Below are 23625 nucleotides of genomic sequence, written 5' to 3' on the forward strand. Positions count from 1 at the left end.
CGCCGGTGTGTGTGGCGCCCAACGCAAGTCCGCGGCAGTGCCATGCACGCCCGGCGTGCCCACGGCACCACGCCGGCGGCTTGCGTGCACCACCCGGATGCCGCGGGCGGGCATGCCACGGGCGGAGCAGCCGCGTAGTGCCGCGCGGCGATGCTTGCAAGGCTTACATGGTCGGGCGGCTCGCCGAGCCGGGGTCGGAGTCGCCTGCCGCGTCACCGCGGCCGCCCAGCAACGCCCGCAGTGCCGCGAACGGCTGCGCGCTTTCGACGAAGCGGTAGAACAAGGCGCCCGCCACATTGCTCAGGGCCCACGCCGCCGCCATGCCCAGCGCGTTCAGCACCGCTTGGCCCGGTGCGAAATGCGATACCAGCGCATTGACCACCAGGCACACCGGGAAATGGATCAGGAACACGGAATAAGAAATGCGCCCGAAGTAGCCCACCACGCGCGCCCGCGGCCAGCGTTCCAGCCATTCGCCGCGGCGCGCCAGCGCCAGCAGCAGCGCGGTGGCCAGCGCCACGGCAATGCGCAGCCGGAAGTCCAGTACCAGCGCGGCCAGCGCCACCGCGCCAAGCAACAGCAGCGGCAGCAACGACCGGCCGGGCGTCGACGCCCAGTAGGCCAGCGTGCCCATGCCATAGGCACCGAAGAAGTACACCGCCCAGATATCCCACGCGGCATCGCGGTTGAACCAGAACAGCGACGCCACGACCGCCAGCGCCACCAGGCCGATGCTGACCGCCACGCCCGCGGGCGCCCTGCCCCGCGACACTGCGCGCGCCGCCCACAGCGTGCCCAGCAGCAGCGCGAACAGTTGCAGGTCGATGGCCACGTACCAGACCCCGGCCGACAACGCGTCGACGTCGACAATGTCATGGAGCAGCGTCAGGTGCGCGAGCAACTGGCCCAGCGTGGGCGACGCCGGGATCGAGTCATGCGTCATCCAGTGCCGCGCCACGGCTGCGCCGGCAATGCTGAGCAGGATTGCCGCGGCAAACGGCACCGCCAGTTTCTGGTAGCGGCGCCACAGCAGCGACAGCGGATGCTGGCGGATCTCCAGCCGTCCGTCGGGCGCCAGGCTGCGCGCTGCCAGGAAGCCGCTGATCACCAGGAACACCTGCACCGCGATGCGGGCGTAGTCATAGAGCCAGTCCACCAGCCCCGGCGCCAGGCGGTACGCGGCGTCGGACATCGGTCCATAGAAGGCGAGGTGGTGCAGGACGATCAGTTGCGAACTGACGGCTTTGAGGGCGTCGATGCACGGCAGGCGCGACGGGCGGGAGCTCATTGTTATAGGGATGATGCAAAGGGCGCGGAAGGCGCGATTCTACCCGCTGCGCCACCACTCAATGTGGCGCAATGCATACATTTTGCGGATTGGTTACACAGTGGCCGTGCTTGTTGCCAGTTCGACGGCCGCTGCAATGTCGCAGCGGCCGGTGGCGAGGGCTATTGGCACAGCGAAAGCAGCGCTATCCACGCATAGGCATGGGCCGGATCCAGCCATCCCGCCAGCGCCACCGCGCACAGCGTGGCAAGGCCGAGAACCGATAGCCAGGCTCCCAGCGCGGGGATACCGGGTCTCACGGCCGTGCCGGCGCCAGGCCGCCCCGGACAATCTGGCGGTCGTCGATCGGCGAGTGCAGCGCCGCGGCGACGATACCCAGCGCCATGGCGCCGTACCAGACCGTGTCGTACGAGCGGGTCAGCTCGAACACCAGCCCACCCAGCCACACGCCCAGGAAAGAGCCGAGCTGATGGCCCAGGAACACGAAGCCGAACAGCGTGGCGAGATAGCGCACGCCGAACACCTGGGCCAGGATGCCGTTGGTGAGCGGCACCGTGCCCAGCCACAGCAATCCCATCGCCGCACTGAAGGCGTACAGCGTCGCCGGGCTCAGCGGCAGCAGCAGGAACAGCGCCATCGCCGCGGTGCGCGCGAGGTAGATGCCGGCGAGCAGGTACTTCTTGCTGTGGCGCCCGCCCAGCAGCCCGCACACATAGACGCCGGCCACATTGGCCAGCGCGATGATGGCAAGTGCCGCCATGCCGTCGGCCGGACGCATGCCGCGGTCCAGCAGATACGCTGGCAGGTGGCTGGCGATAAAGGCCAGCTGGAAGCCGCACGCAAGAAAGCCCAGGTTGAGCAGCCAGAAGCCCGAATGGCCGAAGGCCTCGCGCACGGCGGCGCTGAGCGGCTGGCCCGCGGCCGCGTCCGCCGCGTGGTGGTCCGGCGCCGCCGCCGCGCCGCGGTCCTGGAACGGCAGCGCCAGGGGCACCAGCACGGCCAACGCCACGGCAAGCAGCAGCAGCGCACCCGCCCATCCGGTCCCCGCAAGCAACGCCTGGACACCCGGCACCAGCGCAAACTGGGCGATGCCGCCGACTGCGCCGGCCAGCCCCAGCGCGCGGCTGCGCTGCGCGGCCCCGGTCATCCGGCTGAGCGCGCCGTAGACCACGCCGAAGGTGGTACCGGACAAGGCCACGCCGAGGCAAAGGCCCGCCGACCACACCAGCGCCGTCGACGTATGCGCCTGCGTCATCCCATAGAGCCCCGCGGCATACAGCGCCAGCCCGCCCGCCATCACCTTCCACGAGCCGTAGCGGTCAGCCAGCATGCCGGTGAAGGGCTGCGCCAGCCCCCACGCCAGGTTCTGCACCGCCATGGCAAAGGCAAAGGTCTCGCGGGTCCAGCCGCGCTCGGCAATGATGGGCAGCATGAACAGCCCCTGCACATGGCGCACGCCCAGCGCCATCCCCATCAGCACGCCACCGGCCAGCACCAGCACCCACAGTTGCCGCCACCAGGGCGTGGCGCCGGAACCGGACGAGCGTGGCAAATGGATGGTCATGACGGCCCCTTGTCGTTCGATGGCGCCCGCAGCGCAATGGCTCTATTGCAAGCGACGGCAGGCCTTCCTTCAACCGATCTTTCGGTCGTGCTGCCATGCGTTAGATGCATGGCAGGAGCGCCCCGGATCGTGCTGTAATGAGGTCTCGCGCATCTGCCCGGAGCTCACTGCATGTCCACCCCGCTGGTTCGCCTGTTCTCGCTCGACCTGCTCAAGGGTTTCGTCGCCGTCGGCCGGCGCATGAGCATTACGCAGGCGGCGGACGACCTGTGCCTGACCCAGTCGGCGGTGAGCCGGCAGATCCATGCGCTGGAGGCGCAGTTGAAGGTGCAGCTGTTCGTGCGCAAGCATCGCGGCGTCGCCTTCACCGCCGAGGGCGAACGCCTGTTCCGCAGCGCCGACAGCGCGTTGCAGCAGCTGCAGGACGTGGTGGCCGAGGTGCGCCGCAGCGAGGGCCGGCAGCCGGTCACCGTCACCGCCAGCATCGGCGTGACCGGCCTGTGGCTGCTGCCGCGGCTGGGCAGCCTGCAGAAAGCCCATCCGCACCTCGATGTGCGCCTGTCGGCCAGCAACCGTATCAGCGACCTGCGTGAAGAGGGGATCGACCTGGCGGTGCGCTATTGCCGCGACGCCGCGGCGCCGCCCGATGCCGTGCGCCTGTTCGGCGAGCACATCGCCCCGATCGCGCATCCGTCGCTGCTGGCCGCGCTCGCGCCGCACGGCGATGCGCTGCTGCAGCTGCCGCTGCTGGAATTCGACGATCCGCGCCCGTGGCTGCAGTGGCGCAGCTGGCTGGCCGCGCGCGACCTGCGCCAGGCCAGCCAGCGCGGCATGCTGCGCTTCAACCAGTATGACCAGGTCATCCAGGCGGCGCTGGCAGGGCAAGGCGTCGCGCTCGGACGGCTTGAACTGGTGCGGCCGCTGGTCGACGGCGGCCAGCTGGCGCTGGTGCCGACCGCGCGGCAGGCGCCGCCAAGCCCGAATGCCTATTGGCTGATCCAGGCCGCCGCGCAGCCGCGCGCCGACGTCAAGCGCGTGGCGCAATGGATCAGCCAGGAAGCCGCGCGCACGGTCAAGACGCCCGTGCACCCCGCAGCCACCTGAACCGCAGCGGGCCGGCGCGGCGCGGTGGCGCCTCGATCCGGCACCGCGCTGGACCCGCGCCGTGCAGCGCCGCGACGAACACCTCGGCGTCGGCTTGCAGGCGATGGCGCTCGCCCGGCGCCAGCAACACATCGGGAGACGGCCGCCCCGGCACCTCGAAGATGAGCCACAGGTTGCCGCCGCGGCAGACCAGTTCCGTGCCGGCGCGCAGTCGCAGGCCGAGACATTCCGCTTCCAGGGAAATAGTGCGTGACATGAAAGGCTCCGGTGAGGGCCTTTTCATTGTGCTGAACGGCGTCTCAGGCTGCCATGAGCAATGCGTCGGCCAGCCATCTGGCAGCGGCATGCGAGCCCAGCATGGCTAGCGCTGCCCCGCGCGCGCCCCGGCCTGGACCAGCGCCTCGCCGGGGGGCGCGACGTTGAGCGTCGACAGCAGCAGCCCCATGCCCGCCAGGATGCGGTATTGGCTGGCCAGTTCCGTGTACTGGCCCGTCACATAAGCGGTGCGGGCGCTGAAGTATTCATTCTCCGCATTGAGCAGGTCCAGCAGGCTGCGCTGCCCGATGCGGAACTGCCTGCCGTAGCTGAGCCGCGTGGCATCGCTTGCCTGCACATATTGCTGCAGGCTGGCCAGGCGGTCCTGCGCGGTACGGTTGGCGTTATACGCCAGCGACACGCTTTCCTGCACCTGCCGCCGCAGCCGCTCCAGGTTCTGCTCGGCTTCCTGGATCTGGAAGCCAGCCTCGCTGATGCGGGCCTTGTCGGCATTGCCGCGGAACACGTTATAGCGCAGCCGCAGCATCACCCGGCGCTCGTCAGTGGTGCCTAGCACACGGTCGCGGTCGCGTGCCCCGCCCACCTCCAGTTCCAGCCTTGGCCACAAGGCCGAGCGCGCCAGCGCGCGGGCCGCCTCGGCTTCGGCGATATCGGCCTGGCCCGCGCCCAGCGCAGGGTGGCTGGCACTGGCCACTTGCTGGGCCTCGCGCTCGGTCGGGGGCAGTACGGCAGCCAGCGATTCCGGGCGGGACAAGCGCTCCGGTGTGGTCCCGACCACGCGCACGAACGCCGCCTCGGCATCCTGCAGCGCGCCTTGCTCCGCCCGCAGGCTGGCCTTGGCGAGGGCCAGCCGGCTCTCCGCCTGGTACAGGTCGGCGCGGCGCAGTACGCCGTTATCGGCACCAAGCCGGATCTGGTCATGAGTATGCTGGTGCGCCTCGAGATTGGCGATGGCGATCGCCACGGTTTCCTGCCGGCGCAGGACCTCGACATAGACGCCGACGGTGCGCAGCGCGATGTCTTCGGCGGTAGCGCCGACGCGGTAGGCAGCGCCATCGATCCGGGCGCCCTGCCGCTCGACATCGCTGCTCACGCCGAAACCGTCGAACAGCATCTGCGTGATGGTGACGTCGGCGGCATGGCGGCCATACGAGGCGTCCGACATCCCGGCCACGCGGCTGCTTTGGCTGTCGAGCCGCACGCGGCCGGTGGCGCCGCCGATATCGATCCGAGGCAGGTAGCCGGCACGTGCCTGCTTCAGTCCCTCGTCGGCGGCCAGGCGGCGGCTACCCGCTGCCAGCACCTCGGGATTGCTGTGCACGGCCAGGTCGACCGCCTGGGGCAGCGCCTGGGCCGCCGCATACCCCGGCAGCGCCAGCGCCGTCCATAGCAGCACGGGTGCCAGCCGGCACCATGTCGTCGTCATGCTTCCCCCTGCCCGGGTACACCGCGTTCGCACGCTATACGCGTCCGAACGCGGCGCCCTACCCGCTTATTATGGTTTTGACACTGCCGGCAGCACTGCTGCCGTCCTGCCTTGCCGCTTTCGCGGTCTCTGCCCCGTTCCTGCTTGCTCCGTCCCCCTTGATGGCGCCTGGTTCAGGCCGTATGAATATTGCCGTTGCTCAGCAGCGTATTGAGGTCGAGCCCTACCACGCCCTGCAGCACGGCCACATCCTGGAACCCGCCGGCAGTGCCACCGCCGTCCCGGTCCAGGCTGACCACGGTATTGCCATCGACTTCCGCCAGCCGCACGAATTGCGACGCGTTGGCATTGGTCACGCTGACGCCCGACAGCAGGTCGGAAAGATCCAGCACATCGCCGCCGCCAGCGGCGGGAGCGAAGTCAAAGTCAGTGATCGTGTCGACCGAGGCGGCATCCGCGCGCAGGAAGCGGAAGGTGTCGCTGCCGGCGCCGCCCGCGAGCGTGTCCGCCCCGGCGCCGCCGACGAGCAGGTCATTGCCCGCCCCACCCGTCAGGTGGTCATCGCCGGCGCCGCCACGCAGCGCATCGTTGCCGGCCAAGCCGTTGATCGTGTCATTGAAGGCCGACCCGATCACGCCCTCCATGCCCTTATAGCTGTCCGTGCCCAGGTTCACGCTGCCAAGATTGACCGACGTCGCGCTGCTGCTCTGGACCAGCGTGAAATCGATCGCGCCGGTGGCATCGGAGAAGTCCAGCAGGTCGATGCCCGCGCCGCCATCGAGGGTGTCGTTGCCCGCGCCGCCGCGCAGGATGTCGTTGGCACTGCTGCCCGTCAGCGTGTCATTGAAGCGCGACCCGACCACGCCTTCCATATTGCTGTAGCTATCGCTGCCAAGCCCCACGCCGGACAGGTTGACCAGCGTGCTGCTGCCCTGCGCCAGCGTAAATGCCAGCCCGCTGCTGGCATCGGACAGGTCCAGCATGTCGATGCCGGCGCCGCCATCGAGCGTATCGTCTCCGGCGCCGCCTCGCAGCACGTCATCGCCCGCGTCGCCGCGCAATGTGTCACTCGCTGCGCCGCCGATAAAGATATCGCTGGCTGCGGCCCCGGTCAGCACATCGGTATTGCTGCCGCCGTCGAGGTAGGAAGCCTGGTAAGTCTGGCCTGCCAGGGTCACCGCAGCCGCGCCATTGGTCGACGAGACATTGACCGTCACGGTAGCCGTGCTGGTGCCGCCCGCACCGTCGGAGACGGTATAGCTGAAGCTTCCTGTCGCCGAGTTGCTGGAGTCGAACATGATGTAGCTGTCATTGGTGCCGGGCGCGACCCTCAGGTTGCTGACGGCTCCGGTGGCCCCGGTGAGCGCCGTTATCGTCAGTGCCAGACCATCGACGTCGCCGTCATTGGCGAGCAAGGCACTGACCGGTATCACGATGCTGGCGGTGTTGTTCGAGACACAGACCACGTCCGCGGCAGCCACCGGCGCGTCATTGACCGGATTGACGGCGATCGCCACCGCATCGGTGTCGGTCGCCGCGCCATCGCTGGTCTGCATCTGCAGCGAGGCCGTGCCGGCATAGTCCTTGTCGCCGGCAAACTGCAGCCCGTCCAGTGCGGCATGGATCGCCGCGTCGCTGCCGGTGAAGGTCATGGTGCCGTCCGCGCTGCCATCTCCGGCCAGGAACTGCAGCCCGGCCGTGCCGTTCAGCGTAATCGTGCCCCCGCTCGCCGTCAGCGTTACCGTGTGGCTGCTGCCGTCCACATCGAAGAAGCCGAGCGCATTGCCGTTGGCCGTGCTGAACACCAGCGGCGTGTCTTCGTTGACCGACTGCGCGGCCGGAACGCTGTTGACGACGGCATCGTTCGTGCCGGTGATATTGACCGTAATCGTCTGCTGCGCGGTCTGGTCCGCCGAGGACACCGTCAGCGCATCGCTGACCTGCTGCCCGGCAATCAGCGCATCAGCCTTGCTGTTGTCCAGCGCATATGTCCACGCGCCGGTGGTGCTGTTGAACGTGAAGGTGCCGTATTGCCCAACCAGGCTGTCCGGCGCCACCGCGGCAAAGTGTGCTTCGCCACTATCGACATCGCTCACCGTCAGCGTTCCGCTGGCCGAGGTGTCGCCTGCGCTAGCGTTTGCCACGCCGCCGGCTTCGGTCACCGTCGTGTCTTCGCTAGCCGACGCGGTGATGATGGCGGCATCGTTGGTGCCGGTGATATTGACCGTGATGGTCTGGTTCGCGGTCTGGTCGGCCGAAGACACAAGCAGCGAATCGCTGACTTGTTGGCCGGCGGTCAGCGCATCGGCCTTGCTGTTGTCCAGCGTGTAGGTCCACGCGCCAGTGGTGGTGTTGAACGTGAAGGTGCCGTACCGCCCGACCAGGCTGTCCGCCGGCACGGCAGCGAAGTGCGCTTCGCCGCTATCGACATCGTTCACCGTCAGCGTTCCGCTGGCAGTGGCATCTCCGGCAATCGCGTTCGCCACGCCACCAGCTTCTGTCACCGTCGAATCTTCGCTCGCCGACGCGGTGATGGTGGCGGCATCGTTCGTGCCGGTGATATTGACCGTGATCGTCTGCTGCGCGGTCTGGTCCGCCGAGGACACGGTCAGCGCATCGCTGACCTGTTGTCCGGCGATCAGCGCATCGGCCTTGCTGTTGTCCAGCGCATAAGTCCACGAGCCGGTGACGCTGTTGAAGGTGAACGTGCCGTACTGCCCGACCAGGCTGTCCGGCGCCACCGCGCCGAAGTGCGCTTCGCCGTTATCGACATCGCTCACCGTCAGCGTTCCGCTGGCCGAGGCGTCGCCTGCGGTGGCGTTTGCCACACCACCCGCTTCGGTCACCGCCGTATCTTCGCTCGCCGACGCGGTTATCGTCGCCGCATCGTTGGTGCCGGTGATATTGACTGTGATCGTCTGCTGCGCGGTCTGGTCCGGCGAGGACACCGTCAGCGCATCGCTGACCTGTTGACCGGCAATCAGCGCATCGGCCTTGCTGTTGTCCAGCGTGTAGGTCCACGCACCGGTGGTGGTGTTGAACGTGAAGGTGCCGTACTGCCCGACCAGGCTGTCCGCCGGCACGGCAGCGAAGTGCGCTTCGCCGCTATCGACATCGTTCACCGTCAGCGTTCCGCTGGCAGTGGCATCTCCGGCAATCGCGTTCGCCACGCCACCAGCTTCTGTCACCGTCGAATCTTCGCTCGCCGACGCGGTGATGGTGGCGGCATCGTTCGTGCCGGTGATATTGACCGTGATCGTCTGCTGCGCGGTCTGGTCCGCCGAGGACACGGTCAGCGCATCGCTGACCTGTTGTCCGACAATCAGCGCATCGGCCTTGCTGTTGTCCAGCGTGTAGGTCCACGCACCGGTGGTGCTGTTGAACGTGAAGGTTCCGTGCTGCCCGACCAGGCTGTCCGGCGCCACCGTAGCAAAGTGCGCTTCGCCGGTGTCGACATCGCTCACCGTCAGCGTGCCGCTGGCCGAGGCGTCGCCTCCGCTAGCGTTTGCCACACCACCCGCTTCGGTCACCTCCGTATCTTCGCTCGCCGACGCGGTGATGGTCGCCGCATCGTTGGCCCCGTTGATCCGGATGCTCAATGTCGATGCGGCCGAAGCCTGGCCGTCTGTCACGCTATAGCCGAACGACTCATCGACATGGTCTCCGAGGCGCAGCGACTGGATCAGCGGATTGCCATTGTCCAGGGTGTAGCTGTAGCTGCCGTCGGCGTTGATCTGCAGCGTGCCGTACTGGCCGGCATAGGTGCCGGGACTGGCCACGGCCAGCACATTGCCGGCATCGACGTCGCTGTCATTGGCCAGCACGTTGCCGGTAACCGGGTTCGGATGGTTGTCTTCGCTAATGGCGTTGGCATCGGCCGCGGCGGTAGGGGCATGGTTGTCGTAGCCGGCAAAATCGGATTTGGTCAGGTCGTGCAGGCCATCAAGGCGAATCACCATTTCAGCGGTGGCGGGATTGCCGTCGACATCGACGTAGACAAAGGTGTTGCCGCCCGATTGCTGGTACCAGGCACCATGGGCAGTCGGCGTCAGGCCGCCCCACTGGAAGCCGGTGTCGCCCAGCACCGGGCGCAGGTCCAGGCGATCGGTGCCGCGCTGGAAGTCGGCAATGACATCCATGCCGGCCGCGGTGGAATCGGAAACAGCGTTGTAGACAAAGGTGTCGCGGCCGCTGCCACCGCCCAGCATGTCGCCGCCACCCCCACCGGCGATGGTGTCGTTGCCGCCTTCGCCGTAGACGGTGTCCCTGCCATTGCCGCCGGCGATGATGTCGTCGCCGCCGACGACGGCGCCGTCGCCGTTGTCGCCAAAGATCAGGTCGTCGCCATTGCCGCCCTGGATGCGGTCATTGCCGGGCTGGGCCGATTCATGCCCGCGCCCGCGCAGATAGTCGGCATGGCTGTCGTAGCCGTCTCCATACAGCGTATCGCCACCGTTGTCGCCGGTGTAGAGCGTCGACGCACCGTCGCCGCTGCCGATCACGTCGTCGCCGCTGCCGCCATAGACCGCGTCGGTGCCGTTGCCGCCGGACAGGCTGTCGTTGCCGCGCCCGCCGAACACGCGGTCCTTGCCGTTGGCACCCAGCAGCGTGTCGTTGCCATCGCCGCCCTCGACGATATCGTCGCCGTTGCCGGCATCGACATAGTCGCTGCCATCGCCCGCGCTGACATAGTCGTTGCCGTTGCCGCTCAGAATGGTGTCGCTGCTTGCGGTGCCGATGAGGCTGTCGCTGCCGTTGGTGCCAGTCACGGTTGCCATGGTGGTTCTCTCTCCTTCCTGAATGCAGGCCTCGCGGCCATGCCTTGCTTGTTATCGTTGCAAAAAGGCTCGCGTGCGAGCGCGGTCCCTACCTTTCACGGAACGCCATGTCCCGGGTCTTGATGATGGGCTTGAGCAGGTAATGGAGCACCGTCTTCTGGCCAGTCAGTACATCCACCGTGGCGACCATGCCGGGCAGGATCGGAACCTGCACCGCACTGCCTGCCGGCCGGTTGTCGCGGGTGCGCACGCGCACCAGGTAATAGCTCTCCGGCCGCTCGCCGGGCCGCTCCGGCGTGAGCGTATCGGCGCTGATATGTTCGACGGTGCCGGCAAAGCCGCCGTAGACGGAGAAGTCGTAGGCCGACAGCTTGACCACGGCAGGCTGTCCCGGCCGCAGGAAGGCGATGTCCGCCGGACGCATGCGCGCCTCGACCAGCAGCGTGTCTTCCAGCGGCACGATTTCCACCAGGTCCATGCCCGGCTGGACCACGCCACCCACGGTGTTGATTTTGAGCTGCTTGACGATCCCGCTCAGGGGCGCGCGCACCAGCGTGCGATCGACTCGGTCCTGCAAGGCCGTGTTGGTCGCGCTCAGCGCTGCCTGCTCGGCCCTGGCCTGGTTGAGTTCGCGCATGGCCTCGGCGCGGAAATGCGCGCTCGCTTCATCGAGCTTCTGCTGGCTCTCGCGATAGGCCGCTTCGAGGCGCGGCATCGCCAGCCGCGACGCGTCGAGCTCGCCTTTGAGGTCATTGGTCTGCCGCTCCAGCCGCAGCACATCGACATCGGAAACCACGCCCTGCGCCACCATCGGCCGCATCATCGCCAGCTCCTGCGCCACCAGGCGATGGCTCTGCCGCAGTTGCTGCTCGCGCGAGCGCTTTTCGGCCAGTTCCTGCCGGCGCTGCTCCGACTGCTGGCGCAGCACGGCCAGGTTCGCTTCCAGCGCATGCTTGCGCGAGGCGAACAGCGAGCGTTCCTCGGCCACGAAACGGCGCGTATCGCCGTCGCCGCCCGCGCTGGACACGAACTCGGTGCCGGCGGCCTCGGCGCTCAGGCGCGCAATGCGTGCCACCAGCGCATCGTCCTTGGTACGGCCTTCCTGGTACGAGGCGGTAAAGCGCGTATCGTCGATGCGCATCAGCGGCTCGTCCTTGCTGACTACCTGTCCGGGCCGCACCATGATCTGCGCCACGATCCCGCCTTCCAGGTTCTGCACCACCTGCACCTGGCTCGACGGAATCACCTTGCCCTCGCCCACCGCCACCTCATCGACCCGTGCCAGCGCCGCCCAGCTCAGCGCAACGATGACGAAGACCACGGCGCACCACAGGATCCAGTGCGCGAACCAGCGGGGCCGCGACAGCGCCGCCGCGTCGCGCGCATCCATGAAGGCGGTGTCGTCGTCGTACGGCCGCAGCGCGGCGGCCATGCGACGCGCAAGGGTGCGGAGCTCAGGCCGAGGCGACATGGAGCTTTCTCCCGGCGAGCGCGTTCAGCACCTCGGCCTTGGGCCCGTCCGCGACGATGCGGCCCTGGTCCATCACGATCAGGCGATCGACCAGGCTCAGCAGCGAGCCGCGGTGGGTCACCAGCAACAGCGTGCGCTCGCCCAGCGCTGCCGCGAGCCGAGCCTTGAACTGCTCTTCGGTGCGGTTGTCCATGGCACTGCTGGGCTCGTCGAGCAGCAGCAGCGGCGGCTGCAACAGCTCCGCGCGCGCGATCGCGATGGCCTGCCGCTGTCCACCCGAAAGCCCTTCGCCGCGCTCGCCCAGGCGCAAGTCATAGCCCTCGGGCAGGCGCTCGATAAAATCGCTGACACCGCCCAGTCGCGCGGCGCGCAGCACGGCGGCATCGTCGGCGTAAGGCGCGCCCATCACGATGTTGTCGCGCACGGTGCCGCTGAACAGCATCACGTCCTGCGGCACATAGCCGATACCGCGCCGCAGCGCCGCCGGGTCGAGCTGGCGCACTTCGGCACCGTCGACCAGCACCGAGCCGGCATCGGGCGGATACAGGCCCAGGATCAGCTTTTCGATGGTGGTCTTGCCCGAGCCGATGCGGCCGATCAGCCCGACCCGCTCGCCGCTGGCAACGCGGAATGACACCCCGTCGAGCGCGGCACCGTCGCGGCCGGGATAGCGGAAGCTGACCGCGCGGAATTCGATCTCGCCGCGCAGCGGCGGGCGGTGCAGGAAGTGCTTGCCGGGCGGGCGCTCGACCGGCAACGCCATGGTCCGGTCGAGGGCGGCCAGCGCGGTGCGCGCCTGGTGATAGCGCGTGGTCAGCCCGGCCATTTGCGATAGCGGCGCCAGCGCACGTCCGGCCAGGATGGTGCAGGCGATCAGGCCGCCCATGGTGAGGCGGTCGGCGGCAATCTGGTAGACACCAACGACGACCACCGCCAGCGTGGCGGCCTGCTGCGCGAACAGCGCCGCGTTGATCACGCACGCCGACAGCCAGCGCGAGCGCAGCGCCAGCCGGGCCATCTGCCCCACCACCTGCTCCCATTGCCGCTGCGCGACACCTTCCGCGCCCGTGGTCTTGATGGTCTCCAGCCCCACCAGCGTCTCCACCAGCGCCGCCTGCCGCTGTGCCGCGCAGGCGCTGCTGGCACGCACCGCGCGCGACAGCGGTCCCTGCAGCGCCAGGCTGAGGCCAAGCACCAGCGGCACCGTCAGCAGCGGCACCCATGCGAGCGGGCCGCCCACCCAGAACATCGCGGCGATGAAGACCGCGGCAAACGGCAGCTCGACCAGCGTGGTGATGGTGGCGGAGGTCAGGAAATCGCGCACCGATTCGAATTCCTGCAACTGGCTGCTGAGGCTGCCGACCGAGGCGGGCCGTGAGCGCATCTCGATGCCCAGCACTTTCTCGAACACCGTGGCGGACACCGTCACGTCGATGCGTTTGCCGGCCACGTCGACAAAGTAGCCGCGCAGCATGCGCATGGCGAGCTCGAACAGCAGCACCAGGCCGACGCCCACGGCAAGCGCCCACAGGGTCTCCAGCGCATGGTTCGGCACCACGCGGTCGTAGACGTTCATGGTGAAGAGCGGCATCACCAGCGCAAACAGGCTCAGCAGCAAGGAAGCCACCAGCACCTCGCCATAGACCGGCCAGCACTGCCGCATCACGCCCCAGAACCATGCCTGCGGTACTTGACCGGGTGCGAGATCGGGTGCGGCATCGATGGCAGCCCGGGCATCCGAACGGTACGCGGGCCGGGCGAAGATGGCGTGTCCGGTGTAGCGCGCCAGCAGGTCTTCGGCGCGCACGGCCTGTTCGCCGTCGCCGAACTCCGGCAGCACCACCACCAGCATGCCCTGCTCTGCGCGCCGCACCAGGATGCAGGCCTCGCCCTGGTCCAGCAGCAGCATCGCGGGCAGCACGCGGTCAGGGATCTGGTCGGGCCTGCGTCGCACCAGCCGCGCGCAGAGGCCTGCGCGCGCCGCGGCACGCGCGCACAGCGCGGGGGTCAGGCGATGGTCCTCCAGCGGCAGCCCGGCGACCAGGGCCTCGGCGGAGGCCGGCTGGTGGAAATGCCGGGCCAGCCAGAGCAGGCAGTCCAGCAGCGCATCGTCAGGACGCGCGTCGCCGGGCTGACCCGGGACGGCATGCCGGATCTCGCGCGCATGCGTGGCGGCCGCGTGCATGGCACAGGTCCCGGTGTTACCGCGACGGTGGACCAGGACGCTGCCGGCCGATGGCACCTGCCGCCATCGTCGTGCGCCCGCGGTTGCTTGCTGCCATGGTGCCCCCCGTCCCGTTGCCATGTCGTTTTTTGCAAGCGTAGGTGAGCCCGACACCGTCGCCCATCGTCCGGATGGCGCAACCGGCGCCTCCAATGCCCAGCGGGCCTCATCCGTTTGGCGTTTCACCAATGCAATCGGTGCGGGGAACCGGGGCCGACCTTGGGAATTTGCTTATGACGACAATATCCTTCGCCCCGCGCGCGCTGGGGTATACCCTAGCGTCTTCGCCGGATTGCCGGCTGTTTTCCAGTTTCTCCCGCATGACCGCCTTCGCCTTGCCTGCCGTGACCGCCCGCCTTACCAGCGCCCGCCGCCCGCTCGCGGCAATCCTGCTCGCCGCCGGCGCTGCAGTCGCCATGCTGGCCCCGGCCGCGGCACGCGCCCAGAGCCCGGTGCTCGACAAGATCCGCGACGCCGGCACCATCGTGCTGGGCTACCGTGAATCCGCGCTGCCGTTCTCGTTTGCCGACGACAAGGGCCAGCCGGCCGGCTATGCCGTCGACCTGTGCCTGCGCGCGGCCGAGGCGGCGCGCCAGAAGCTGGGCCTGAAGGACCTGAAGGTGCGCTGGATGCCGCTGACGCCGCAGAACCGCATCCCGGCGGTGGTGAACGGGCTGGTCGACCTCGATTGCGCCCCCAACACCAACTCGCTCGAGCGCCAGAAGCAGGTTGCGTTCAGCGTCTCGCACTATGTGTCGACGGTGCGCATGCTGGTGCGGGCGGACTCGGGCATCCGCTCGTTCGGCGACCTGCGCGGCAAGACCGTGGTCACCAGCGCGGGCTCGACCGGCGACCGCCACGTGCGCCGCTTCAAGGGCCAGTACGGCTATCACGACGTCTACACCAAGGACCACGGCGAATCGTTCCTGCTGCTCGAATCGGGTCGGGCCCAGGCCTTCGTGATGGACGACGTGCTGCTGGCCGGCCTGCGCGCGCGCGCCAAGGACCCTTCGCAATTCGTCATCGTGGGCCCAGCGCTGTCGATCGAGCAGAACGCGTTGATGCTGTCCAAGGCCGATCCGGAATGGAAGCGCCTGGTCGACCAGACCCTGGCCACGGCCTTTGCCGGCCCCGAGGTCACGGCGCTGCAGCAGCGCTGGTTCCAGCAACCCATCGGCAGCCGCGGCATCAACCTGGCGCTGGCGCCTTCGGGCGAGGTGCGCGCGGCCTGGAAGCATCCGTCCGACGCGGTCACCGAATAAGCCGTGCCGGCGGCGCCATGCGCAATCGCGCTGGCGCCGCAATTCAGGGTTTCCATGAGGTTGCCGCGCCGGGCAAGCCCCAAGTTGACAGTCATGAATGATGTTGGCGACACTGGCCCAAGCCGCCCCTGTACAGGGCAGGCCATAGACACGACCGCCCGACGGCGGCATATCTCAGGAGAAACCATGAACAAGTTCGTCGCGACCGCGATCGCACTCTGCCTTGGCGCCGCATCGCTGGCCGTGCAGGCACAAACCGGCGGCAAGCAGCAGTTCGATCCGTATTCCCAGGGTGCCAAGTCGGGCGAGAAGTTCGACCCGTACAGCCAGGGCGCCAAGGCCGGCGACAAGTTCGATCCGTACAGCCAGGGCGCGAACAAGAGCACCCGCACCGACCTGACCGACCCGTCCGCCGACAAGAAGCCGGCCAAGCAAGGTACCAAGAAAAAGAACAACAAGAGCAGCAAGAAGAAAGCCACCCCCGCTCCGGCCGCCAGCTGAACCACGGCTGCCGCCGGATACAAGGAAACCCGCCGCGGCGGGTTTTTTTGTGCCCTCGCGGGCGATTGGCCATGGCGCCGGCTACGGCGCCTGCGTATCGCGCTCCAGCGCGGTGACGTCGACGCGCTGCACCTTGTCATCCTGGCGCACTTCAGTGCGCAGCACGAAGGCCTCGGCCGGGCAGTACCAGTCGGTGACGTGCATCACGGTGGGCTCGACCTGCACCAGTTCGCCACCGATCATCAGCGGTCCGAGCGAGGTGCGCTTGTCGTAGGAAATCGGCTGGCATTCCTTGCGCCCCATCAGGGTGTCGATCATCTGCAGCTTGCCCACGTGGCGCGAACCGATATGGATGGTGGCACGCTGCGCCTCCATGGTGCTGACCGCCTCATCGGAGCCGAGCGGATAGACCTTGAGCGAGACGCTGGAGTGAAACACTTCGCCCTCCAGCGTGGTGCCTTCGCGCAGGTCCAAGCCGGCGTAATTGAATACCCCCTTGCCGCGGAACGCCGCCTCGCCATACATGCGGGCGTAACGGGCGCGCGCGTTGATGACCGCATGCTGGCTTTCGATGCTGGTCTGCGCCTCGGGCGCACTGCGTTCGATCGCCACCTCGTGGACCTGGTTGGTAATCACGGGCGGCCCCATCAGCGCGGACAGCGCCGACTTGGAATTGACCTCGAGCTGGGCGCGGCAGCCGGTCGGGCTGCGCTCGACGTCGCGCAGGGTCATGCGGATCGACATCGGCATCACGCCGTCGCCTTCCATCTGCACATGCGACCCGGAGCGGAACCACGGCGCATTGCACAGCACCGCCGCGGCGGCGGCCTGCGCCTGGCTGGCCGCCGCCTGGGCGACGCCGCCGGTACCTGGCAGCACTGGCATGCCCTGGCCGCTGGCAGATTGCGGAGCTAGCACCACGCATGCCGCCGCGCACGCCACCAGGCCGGCCTGCCGGATTTGCTGAACCTTTGTCTTCACCTCGATCCCCGTCTGGATTGGCCGGCCCCCATGCAGCCCCTGCCTGGCTGGCAACTGACTGACTGGCAATCGGAATTATCGCGTTTTTGTTGCGCGTGTAACTGCTCATTTCAAGCCTGCGCCGGTCTAACGGGCATGCCGACGAGGATGCCGGGGCCAACCACGGGTTCAGCCTGGCCGCATATGCTTTATACACCGCATCTGGCCCAAAACCGGCGCTGCCGCCACGCCGGGAAACCGTCCGGAGTGACTTGGCCGCCGTGCTACCATTGCGCGCCTCGCGTATTCCAGCGGTTGTGGCGTCCCCGGCGCCTGGCGGTTCCGGCGTGCCTGCGGCGCGTCCTCGCGGATATTCTGGTCCGCTGTCCACCGCCGGCCCCCGCTCTGCGTTGTGATGGCTTGCCCGTCACCGCGCGTCGCCCGAGACCTGGTTCGCCGCGTTCTTCCAGGAGATCCATGCGTAGTTCATCGACCTCGCGGTTTGTCGCCGCGCCGTCCATCGGAGCCACCGCAAGTACCGTCATGCTGGTTGGCCTGCTGATACTGCTGGTCTGGTTCGGTACCCTGGACATGCGCCACCTGCTGCGTTCCGATGAAGGCCGCTACGCCGAGATTGCCCGCGAGATGGTCGCCACCGGCGACTGGGTCACGATCCGCTACCACGAGCTCAAGTATTTCGAGAAGCCGCCCTTCCACATGTGGGTGACGGCGCTGGCCTACACCTTGTTCGGAGTCGGGGACTGGCAGGCGCGCCTGTGCGTGGCGTTGTCCGGCATGCTGGGCATCGGCGCGTCGATGCTGGCGGCGGCGCGCTGGTACGGCTGCCGCGTGGCGATGCTGACCGGCCTGGTGCTGGTGTCGACGCCGATGTGGAATGTCGCCGGGCACTTCAATTCGCTCGACATGACGCTGTCCGGGGCCATGGCGTGCGTACTCGCCTGCATGCTGCTGGCCCAGCATCCCGCGGCCACGCCGGCGGTGCGGCGCAACTGGATGCTGGCGTGCTGGGCGGCGATGGGGGTGGCGGTGCTGGTCAAGGGACTGGTCGGGCTGGCCTTGCCCGGGCTGGTGCTGGTGGTCTATACGCTGGCGACGCGCGACTGGAAGCTGTGGGGCCGCCTGCATCTGCCGGCCGGCGTCGCGGTGCTGCTGGCGGTCACGGTGCCGTGGTTCTGGCTGGTGTCCGAACGCAACCCGGAGTTCCTGCGCTTCTTCTTTATCCACGAGCACTGGCAGCGCTACACCTCCAACGTGCACCACCGCGAGGGCGCGCTCTGGTTTTTCGTGCCGCTGCTGCTGGCCGGCTTCCTGCCGTGGCTGGGCTTGGTGCCACAGATGTGGCAGGCGGTGCGCGAGCGCGCCGGTGTGGCGCGCGGCAATGCGCCGCGGCCGTTCCAGCCGGCGTTGCTGGCCGGACTGTGGGCGGTGGCGATCTTCGTCTTCTTCAGCCTGTCCGGCTCCAAGCTGCCGGGCTATATCGTGCCGATCTTCCCGGCGCTGGCGCTGCTCGCCGGCGTGGCGCTGGACACCACCACGGAACGCGCGTGGCGCTGGCAGGTCAATGCCATGGTTGCGCTCGGCGTGATCGGGCTGATCGCGATCCCGTTCGTCGGCATGATGGAAAAGCCGGGCACGCCCAATGCGGTGTATCGTGAGTTCGCGGAATGGCTGGCCATCGCCTTCGCCGTGATGCTGGGCGGCGCGCTGCTGGCTCGCCGGCTGCTGCGCACGCGCGGGGTGTTCCCGAGCGTGGTGGCCTATGCGCTGGCCATGTTTCTGTGCGCCACGGTCGGACTGCGCGCCCACGAAGTGATGGGCCGGCCGAGCTCCGGCGCGGACCTGGTGCCCGCGATCAATGCCGTGCTGGCGCCCGACATGCCGCTGTACAGCGTGCGGCTGCTGGACCACACGCTGCCGTTCTACCTGCGCCGCACCACGGTCTTGGTCGGACATCCGGACGAACTCGAATTCGGCATCAGACAGGAACCGCAGAAGTGGATCCCAAGCGTCGACCAGTTCCTCGCGCGCTGGCAGGATGGCCAGCGCGCGGTGGCGATCATGGCGCCGCAGACCTACGCCGAGCTGGCCGCGCGCGGCGTGCCGATGCACAAGATCGCCGGCGACCGCCGGCGCGTGGCCGTCGCCAATTTCGCCCTGCCCGGACAGCCAGCACAGACGCAAGCACCGTAATCCGCCAACCGCCTTGCCATGACGCTTTCCACCTTTGCTTTCATCCTGACCGGCGTGCTGCTCAATGCAGCGGCGCAGCTGTTGCTCAAGGCCGGCGTCAACGCCGTCGGCGCCATCACGCTCGACCGCGGCACGCTGCTGGTGACGGCGCTGCGCGTGCTGACGCAATGGCCGGTGCTGGCCGGTCTTACGCTGTACGTGGTCAGCGTGGGCGTCTGGATCGTGGGCCTGTCGCGCGTCGATGTGTCGATCGCCTATCCGATGCTGTCGCTGGGCTACGTGGTCAATGCGCTCGCGGCCTGGTGGCTGTTCGGCGAGATCATCGGCCCCTTGCGCGTGGCCGGCATCCTGCTGATACTGGCGGGCGTCTTCCTGATCGCCCGCTCCTGAAGGCTGTCCGCGCCCTCGCCTGGCCTGACCGCCGCTGCCTCCTTCGCCTGCCATGACCGCCTCCGCTCCTGCCTTCCTGCCGTTTGTCCGGCCCGAGATCGACGCCGCCGCCATTGCCGACGTCGGCAAGGTGCTGGCTTCAGGCTGGATCACCTCCGGTCCGAAGATGCAGGCCTTCGAGGCCGCGCTGTCCGACCTGTTCGGCGGGCGTCCGGTGCGCACCTTCGCCAACGGCTCGGCGACCATGGAGATCGCACTGCGCATCGCCGATATCGGCCCCGGCGATGAAGTCATCACCACGCCGATCACCTGGGTCGCCACCGCCAACGTGGTGGTGGCCGTGGGGGCGAAGCCGGTGTTCGTCGACATCGACCCGCGCACGCGCAACCTCGACCTCGACGCGGTCGAGGCAGCCATCACGCCGCGCACGCGCGCCATCATGCCGGTTTACCTGTCCGGCCTGCCTGTCGACATGGACCGCCTGTACGCGATCGCCGCCAGGCATGGGCTGCGCGTGATCGAAGACGCGGCCCAGGCGATCGACTCACGCTGGCGCGGCCAGCGCATCGGCGCCTTCGGCGACCTGGTGAGCTTCAGCTTCCAGGCCAACAAGAACATCACCACCATCGAAGGCGGCTGCCTGGTGATGAACACGCCCGAGGAAGCCGTGCGCGCCGAGCGCCTGCGGCTGCAGGGCGTGATCCGCACCGGCCTGGACGGCATGGATGTCGAGGAGCCGGGCGGCAAGTTCAACCTGACCGATGTCAACGCCGCGGTCGGCCTGGCCCAACTGGAGCGGCTCGACGCCATCACCGCGCGCCGCGCCGAACTGGCCGACACCTATTTCCGCTGCGCCGCCGACAGCGGCCTGCAGGCCCTCGGCATCGAGCTGCCGCAGGCACTGGACCCGCTGGCGGCCACCACCAACTGGCATATGTTCCAGGTGGTGCTGCCCACCGAGCGCATGCAGGGCGGCCCGATGCAGGCGCGGCAGAAGCTCATGGAAGCCATGCGCGAGCGCGGCATCGGCACCGGCGTGCACTATCCGCCGGTCCATCTTTTCACTTACTACCGCTCACTCGGCTGGCGCGAAGGCATGCTGCCGCACGCCGAGCGCATCGGGCGCGGCATCGTCACGCTGCCGCTGTTCCCGGCAATGCAAGCCTCGGACGTGGAGCGGGTCTGCGCAATCCTCAGCGAAACATGCAAACGTCTTTCCCAATGAGCCCGGTCCAGGTCTCGGTCGTCATTCCGGTCTACAACGAAGAAGAGGGGCTGCAAGCCCTGTTTGATCGCCTCTATCCGGCGCTGGATGGCCTCGGCGAATCCTACGAGATCATCTTCATCAACGACGGCAGCGTCGACCGCTCGGCGCAGCTGCTGGCCGCGCAGTTCCACAAGCGCCCGGACGTGACCCGGGTGGTGCTGTTCAATGGCAATTTCGGCCAGCACATGGCGATCCTGGCGGGCTTCGAGCACACCCGCGGCAAGATCGTGATCACGCTCGACGCCGATCTGCAGAATCCCCCCGAAGAGATCCCGCGCCTGGTCGAGACCATGCGCGCCGGCCACGATTACGTCGGCACCATCCGCCGCCAGCGCAACGACACCGCGTTCCGCCGCTATGCCTCGCGTGCGATGAACCGGCTGCGCGAGCGCATCACCAAGATCCGCATGACGGACCAGGGCTGCATGCTGCGCGCCTATGACCGCACCGTGATCGACACCATCAACGCGTGCCGCGAGGTCAATACCTTCATCCCGGCGCTGGCCTACACCTTTGCCTCGAACCCCGTCGAGATCGAAGTCGGCCACGAGCAGCGCCACGCGGGGGAATCGAAGTACTCGCTGTACCAGCTGATCCGCCTGAATTTCGACCTGGTCACGGGCTTCTCGATCGTGCCGCTGCAGTGGTTCTCGGCCATCGGCACCTTGCTGTCGCTGCTGTCCGGGGTGCTGTTCGTGGTGCTGCTGGTGCGGCGTTTCGTGCTTGGCTCCGAAGTGCAGGGGGTGTTCACGCTGTTCGCCATGAACTTCTTCCTGATCGGCATCCTGCTGTTCGGCGTGGGACTGCTGGGCGAATACGTCGGCCGCATCTACCAGGAAGTGCGCGACCGCCCGCGCTACCGCATCAAGGCCATACTCGAGGCCGACCCGGCCCGCACCGTGGAGACGTGATGCGCGCCGTCGTCTTTGCCTACCACAATGTCGGCGACCGCTGCCTGCGCGTGCTGCATGCGCGCGGCGTGGAAGTGGCGCTGGTGATCACCCACCGCGACCGGCCCGACGAGAACATCTGGTTCCGCCGCGTCGCCGACACCGCCGCCGAGCTGGGCGTGCCGTTCCTCTATGGCGAGGACCCGGCCGATCCCGCCATCGCACAGGCCGTGCGCGACGCACGCCCGGATGTCATCTTCTCGTTCTACTATCGCGCCATGATCCCCGGCGGCGTGCTGGCGCTGGCACCGGGCGGCGCGTTCAACATGCACGGCTCGCTGCTGCCGAAGTACCGCGGCCGCGTGCCGGTCAACTGGGCGGTGCTGCACGGCGAGACCGAGACCGGCGCCACGCTGCACGTGATGGAAGCAAAACCGGACGCGGGCGATATCGTCGACCAGACCGCCGTGCCGATCCTGCCCGACGATACCGCCGGCGAAGTGTTCGACAAGGTCACCGTGGCGGCCGAGCAGACGCTGTGGCGCGCGCTTCCCGCGATGATGGCAGGACAAGCGCCGCGCCGCCCGAACCGGCTGGCCGACGGCAGCTATTACTCGGGGCGCAAGCCCGAGGACGGCCGCATCGACTGGAACCGGCCCGCCGCCGAGGTCTACAACCTGATCCGCGCGGTCGCGCCGCCCTACCCCGGCGCGTTCACGGAAGTTGGCGGACAGCGCTTCATCGTGGCGCAGGCGCGCCGGCCGCTGCCGGGTGCGGTGCCGTCGATGCCCGCCGGCACGGCAACCGGCCTGCAGGTGCGCGACGGCCAGGTCGTCGGCGTATGCGGCGACGGCGGCCTGGTCATCGTCACGCAGCTATTGGCACCGGACGGCACGTCCGTCACGCCGCAGGCGCTTGCCGGGCACCTCCATACCGAACAGTCCAACGAGGGAAACCGATGAAAAAGGTCCTGATTCTCGGCGTCAACGGCTTCATCGGCCACCACCTGACTCGCCGCATCCTCGAAACCACGCCGTGGGAGGTTTACGGCATGGACATGAACACGGACCGCCTGGGCGACCTCATCGACCACCCGCGCATGCACTTCTTCGAGGGCGACATCACCATCAATCGCGAGTGGATCGAGTACAACATCCGCAAGTGCGATGTGGTGCTGCCGCTGGTCGCCATTGCCACCCCCGCCACCTACGTGCGCCAGCCGCTGCGCGTGTTCGAGCTGGACTTCGAAGCCAACCTGCCAATCGTGCGGGCCGCGGTCAAGTACCGCAAGCACCTGGTGTTCCCGTCGACCTCCGAGGTCTATGGCATGTGCGGCGACGAGGAATTCGACCCCGACGCCTCGCCGCTGGTCTACGGCCCGATCAACAAGCCGCGCTGGATCTACGCCTGCTCCAAGCAGTTGATGGACCGGGTGATCCACGCCTATGGCATGGAGCAGGGGCTCAACTACACGCTGTTCCGCCCCTTCAACTGGATCGGCGCGGGGCTGGATTCGATCTTCGAATCGAAGGAAGGCTCGTCGCGGGTGGTGACGCAGTTCCTCGGCCATATCGTGCGCGGCGAACCGATCAGGCTGGTCGACGGCGGCGCGCAGCAACGCGCCTTCGCCGACATCGCCGACGGCATCAGCGCGCTGATGCGCATCATCGAGAATCCCGGCGGCGTGGCCAGCGGCAAGATCTACAACATCGGCAACCCGGACAATATCCACTCGGTGCGCGAACTCGCCGAGATGATGCTGAAGATGGCCGCCGACTACCCGGAATACGCGCAGGAGGCGCAGCACACGCAGATCGTTGAGACCTCGTCGGGCGACTTCTACGGCAAGGGCTACCAGGACGTGCAGCACCGCGTGCCGAAGATCGACAACACCATCGAGGAGCTGGGCTGGCACCCCGAGATCGGCATGGAAGCGGCGCTGCGCCGCATCTTCGAGGCGTACCGGGGCAAGGTGGTCGAGGCCCGCACGCTGGTCGATTCCGGCAACTGAGC

The 23625-nt window shown here is 68.0% G+C and carries 17 protein-coding genes; 9 read left to right on the top strand and 8 right to left on the bottom strand.

Annotated features, from left to right (window positions below):
• Positions 1–163: 163 nt before the first annotated feature.
• Both ACEI37_RS01640 and ACEI37_RS01645 read right to left on the bottom strand, forming a co-directional pair.
• Positions 164–1288, bottom strand: coding sequence for an acyltransferase family protein (locus tag ACEI37_RS01640; RefSeq protein ID WP_373377019.1), 1125 nt, complete (start codon positions 1286–1288; stop codon positions 164–166).
• Positions 1289–1583: 295 nt separating this feature from the next.
• Complete coding sequence (locus ACEI37_RS01645) at positions 1584–2852, bottom strand: MFS transporter (protein ID WP_373377020.1); 1269 nt, start codon at positions 2850–2852, stop codon at positions 1584–1586.
• Between the two features lie 171 nt (positions 2853–3023).
• On the opposite strand from ACEI37_RS01645, the gene ACEI37_RS01650 reads away from it, so the two are divergent.
• Positions 3024–3956 (top strand): LysR substrate-binding domain-containing protein, encoded by a 933-nt coding sequence (locus ACEI37_RS01650; RefSeq protein ID WP_373377021.1) that lies wholly within the window; start codon positions 3024–3026, stop codon positions 3954–3956.
• Here the strand turns inward: ACEI37_RS01650 and ACEI37_RS01655 are convergent.
• The 5 genes from ACEI37_RS01655 to ACEI37_RS01675 form a co-directional block, all read right to left on the bottom strand.
• On the bottom strand, positions 3925–4212 hold the full coding sequence (locus tag ACEI37_RS01655) for a DUF2917 domain-containing protein (protein WP_373377022.1): 288 nt from the start codon (positions 4210–4212) through the stop codon (positions 3925–3927). The genes ACEI37_RS01650 and ACEI37_RS01655 overlap by 32 nt on opposite strands.
• A gap of 105 nt (positions 4213–4317) precedes the next feature.
• Positions 4318–5658, bottom strand: a complete 1341-nt coding sequence (locus tag ACEI37_RS01660) for a TolC family outer membrane protein (protein WP_373377023.1) — start codon at positions 5656–5658, stop codon at positions 4318–4320.
• A 173-nt stretch (positions 5659–5831) separates the two neighbouring features.
• Positions 5832–10436, bottom strand: a complete 4605-nt coding sequence (locus ACEI37_RS01665) for a beta strand repeat-containing protein (RefSeq protein WP_373377024.1) — start codon at positions 10434–10436, stop codon at positions 5832–5834.
• 88 nt (positions 10437–10524) lie between these two features.
• Positions 10525–11907 carry an HlyD family type I secretion periplasmic adaptor subunit gene (locus ACEI37_RS01670; RefSeq protein ID WP_373377025.1) on the bottom strand — a complete coding sequence of 461 codons (1383 nt, stop codon included), beginning with the start codon at positions 11905–11907 and terminating at the stop codon, positions 10525–10527.
• Positions 11891–14092, bottom strand: a complete 2202-nt coding sequence (locus tag ACEI37_RS01675; RefSeq protein ID WP_373377026.1) for a type I secretion system permease/ATPase — start codon at positions 14090–14092, stop codon at positions 11891–11893. The genes ACEI37_RS01670 and ACEI37_RS01675 overlap by 17 nt, the downstream gene beginning before the upstream one ends.
• Positions 14093–14451: 359 nt before the next feature.
• On the opposite strand from ACEI37_RS01675, the gene ACEI37_RS01680 reads away from it, so the two are divergent.
• Both ACEI37_RS01680 and ACEI37_RS01685 read left to right on the top strand, forming a co-directional pair.
• Positions 14452–15393: an amino acid ABC transporter substrate-binding protein gene (locus ACEI37_RS01680; RefSeq protein WP_373377027.1), complete on the top strand. Its 942-nt coding sequence runs from the start codon at positions 14452–14454 to the stop codon at positions 15391–15393.
• 186 nt (positions 15394–15579) lie between these two features.
• Complete coding sequence (locus tag ACEI37_RS01685; protein ID WP_373377028.1) at positions 15580–15894, top strand: amino acid ABC transporter permease; 315 nt, start codon at positions 15580–15582, stop codon at positions 15892–15894.
• 81 nt (positions 15895–15975) lie between these two features.
• On the opposite strand, the gene ACEI37_RS01690 is transcribed toward ACEI37_RS01685, so the two are convergent.
• Positions 15976–16875: a hypothetical protein gene (locus ACEI37_RS01690; RefSeq protein ID WP_373377029.1), complete on the bottom strand. Its 900-nt coding sequence runs from the start codon at positions 16873–16875 to the stop codon at positions 15976–15978.
• A gap of 456 nt (positions 16876–17331) precedes the next feature.
• On the opposite strand from ACEI37_RS01690, the gene ACEI37_RS01695 reads away from it, so the two are divergent.
• The 6 genes from ACEI37_RS01695 to ACEI37_RS01720 are packed head-to-tail and all read left to right on the top strand — an operon-like array spanning position 17332 to position 23623.
• The gene (locus ACEI37_RS01695) at positions 17332–19065 is read left to right on the top strand and encodes a glycosyltransferase family 39 protein (protein ID WP_373377030.1); all 1734 of its coding nucleotides are present in this window, start codon (positions 17332–17334) and stop codon (positions 19063–19065) included.
• 18 nt (positions 19066–19083) lie between these two features.
• On the top strand, positions 19084–19455 hold the full coding sequence (locus tag ACEI37_RS01700) for an EamA family transporter (RefSeq protein WP_012356262.1): 372 nt from the start codon (positions 19084–19086) through the stop codon (positions 19453–19455).
• A 52-nt stretch (positions 19456–19507) separates the two neighbouring features.
• A complete protein-coding gene (locus ACEI37_RS01705) occupies positions 19508–20680 on the top strand; it encodes a DegT/DnrJ/EryC1/StrS family aminotransferase (RefSeq protein ID WP_373377031.1) in 1173 nt (390 codons plus the stop codon).
• Positions 20677–21633, top strand: coding sequence for a glycosyltransferase (locus tag ACEI37_RS01710; protein ID WP_373377032.1), 957 nt, complete (start codon positions 20677–20679; stop codon positions 21631–21633). The genes ACEI37_RS01705 and ACEI37_RS01710 overlap by 4 nt, the downstream gene beginning before the upstream one ends.
• Entirely contained in the window at positions 21633–22574 is a 942-nt protein-coding gene (locus ACEI37_RS01715) for a formyltransferase (protein ID WP_373377033.1), read from the top strand. The genes ACEI37_RS01710 and ACEI37_RS01715 overlap by 1 nt, the downstream gene beginning before the upstream one ends.
• Entirely contained in the window at positions 22571–23623 is a 1053-nt protein-coding gene (locus ACEI37_RS01720) for a bifunctional UDP-4-keto-pentose/UDP-xylose synthase (protein ID WP_373377034.1), read from the top strand. The genes ACEI37_RS01715 and ACEI37_RS01720 overlap by 4 nt, the downstream gene beginning before the upstream one ends.
• Positions 23624–23625 lie beyond the last annotated feature (2 nt).

Source organism: Cupriavidus nantongensis (assembly GCF_041726985.1).
Classification (GTDB): domain Bacteria; phylum Pseudomonadota; class Gammaproteobacteria; order Burkholderiales; family Burkholderiaceae; genus Cupriavidus; species Cupriavidus nantongensis_A.

Bases quoted from the DNA above. Each gene is read 5' to 3' on its own strand.
- ACEI37_RS01705 (WP_373377031.1), top strand. From the start codon at position 19,508: ATGACCGCCTCCGCTCCTGCCTTCCTGCCGTTTGTCCGGCCCGAGATC.
- ACEI37_RS01680 (WP_373377027.1), top strand. From the start codon at position 14,452: ATGACCGCCTTCGCCTTGCCTGCCGTGACCGCCCGCCTTACCAGCGCC.
- ACEI37_RS01710 (WP_373377032.1), top strand. From the start codon at position 20,677: ATGAGCCCGGTCCAGGTCTCGGTCGTCATTCCGGTCTACAACGAAGAA.
- ACEI37_RS01720 (WP_373377034.1), top strand. From the start codon at position 22,571: ATGAAAAAGGTCCTGATTCTCGGCGTCAACGGCTTCATCGGCCACCAC.
- ACEI37_RS01655 (WP_373377022.1), bottom strand. From the start codon at position 4,212: ATGTCACGCACTATTTCCCTGGAAGCGGAATGTCTCGGCCTGCGACTG.
- ACEI37_RS01660 (WP_373377023.1), bottom strand. From the start codon at position 5,658: ATGACGACGACATGGTGCCGGCTGGCACCCGTGCTGCTATGGACGGCG.
- ACEI37_RS01645 (WP_373377020.1), bottom strand. From the start codon at position 2,852: ATGACCATCCATTTGCCACGCTCGTCCGGTTCCGGCGCCACGCCCTGG.
- ACEI37_RS01715 (WP_373377033.1), top strand. From the start codon at position 21,633: ATGCGCGCCGTCGTCTTTGCCTACCACAATGTCGGCGACCGCTGCCTG.
- ACEI37_RS01650 (WP_373377021.1), top strand. From the start codon at position 3,024: ATGTCCACCCCGCTGGTTCGCCTGTTCTCGCTCGACCTGCTCAAGGGT.
- ACEI37_RS01675 (WP_373377026.1), bottom strand. From the start codon at position 14,092: ATGCACGCGGCCGCCACGCATGCGCGCGAGATCCGGCATGCCGTCCCG.
- ACEI37_RS01700 (WP_012356262.1), top strand. From the start codon at position 19,084: ATGACGCTTTCCACCTTTGCTTTCATCCTGACCGGCGTGCTGCTCAAT.
- ACEI37_RS01665 (WP_373377024.1), bottom strand. From the start codon at position 10,436: ATGGCAACCGTGACTGGCACCAACGGCAGCGACAGCCTCATCGGCACC.
- ACEI37_RS01695 (WP_373377030.1), top strand. From the start codon at position 17,332: ATGCGTAGTTCATCGACCTCGCGGTTTGTCGCCGCGCCGTCCATCGGA.
- ACEI37_RS01685 (WP_373377028.1), top strand. From the start codon at position 15,580: ATGAACAAGTTCGTCGCGACCGCGATCGCACTCTGCCTTGGCGCCGCA.
- ACEI37_RS01670 (WP_373377025.1), bottom strand. From the start codon at position 11,907: ATGTCGCCTCGGCCTGAGCTCCGCACCCTTGCGCGTCGCATGGCCGCC.
- ACEI37_RS01640 (WP_373377019.1), bottom strand. From the start codon at position 1,288: ATGAGCTCCCGCCCGTCGCGCCTGCCGTGCATCGACGCCCTCAAAGCC.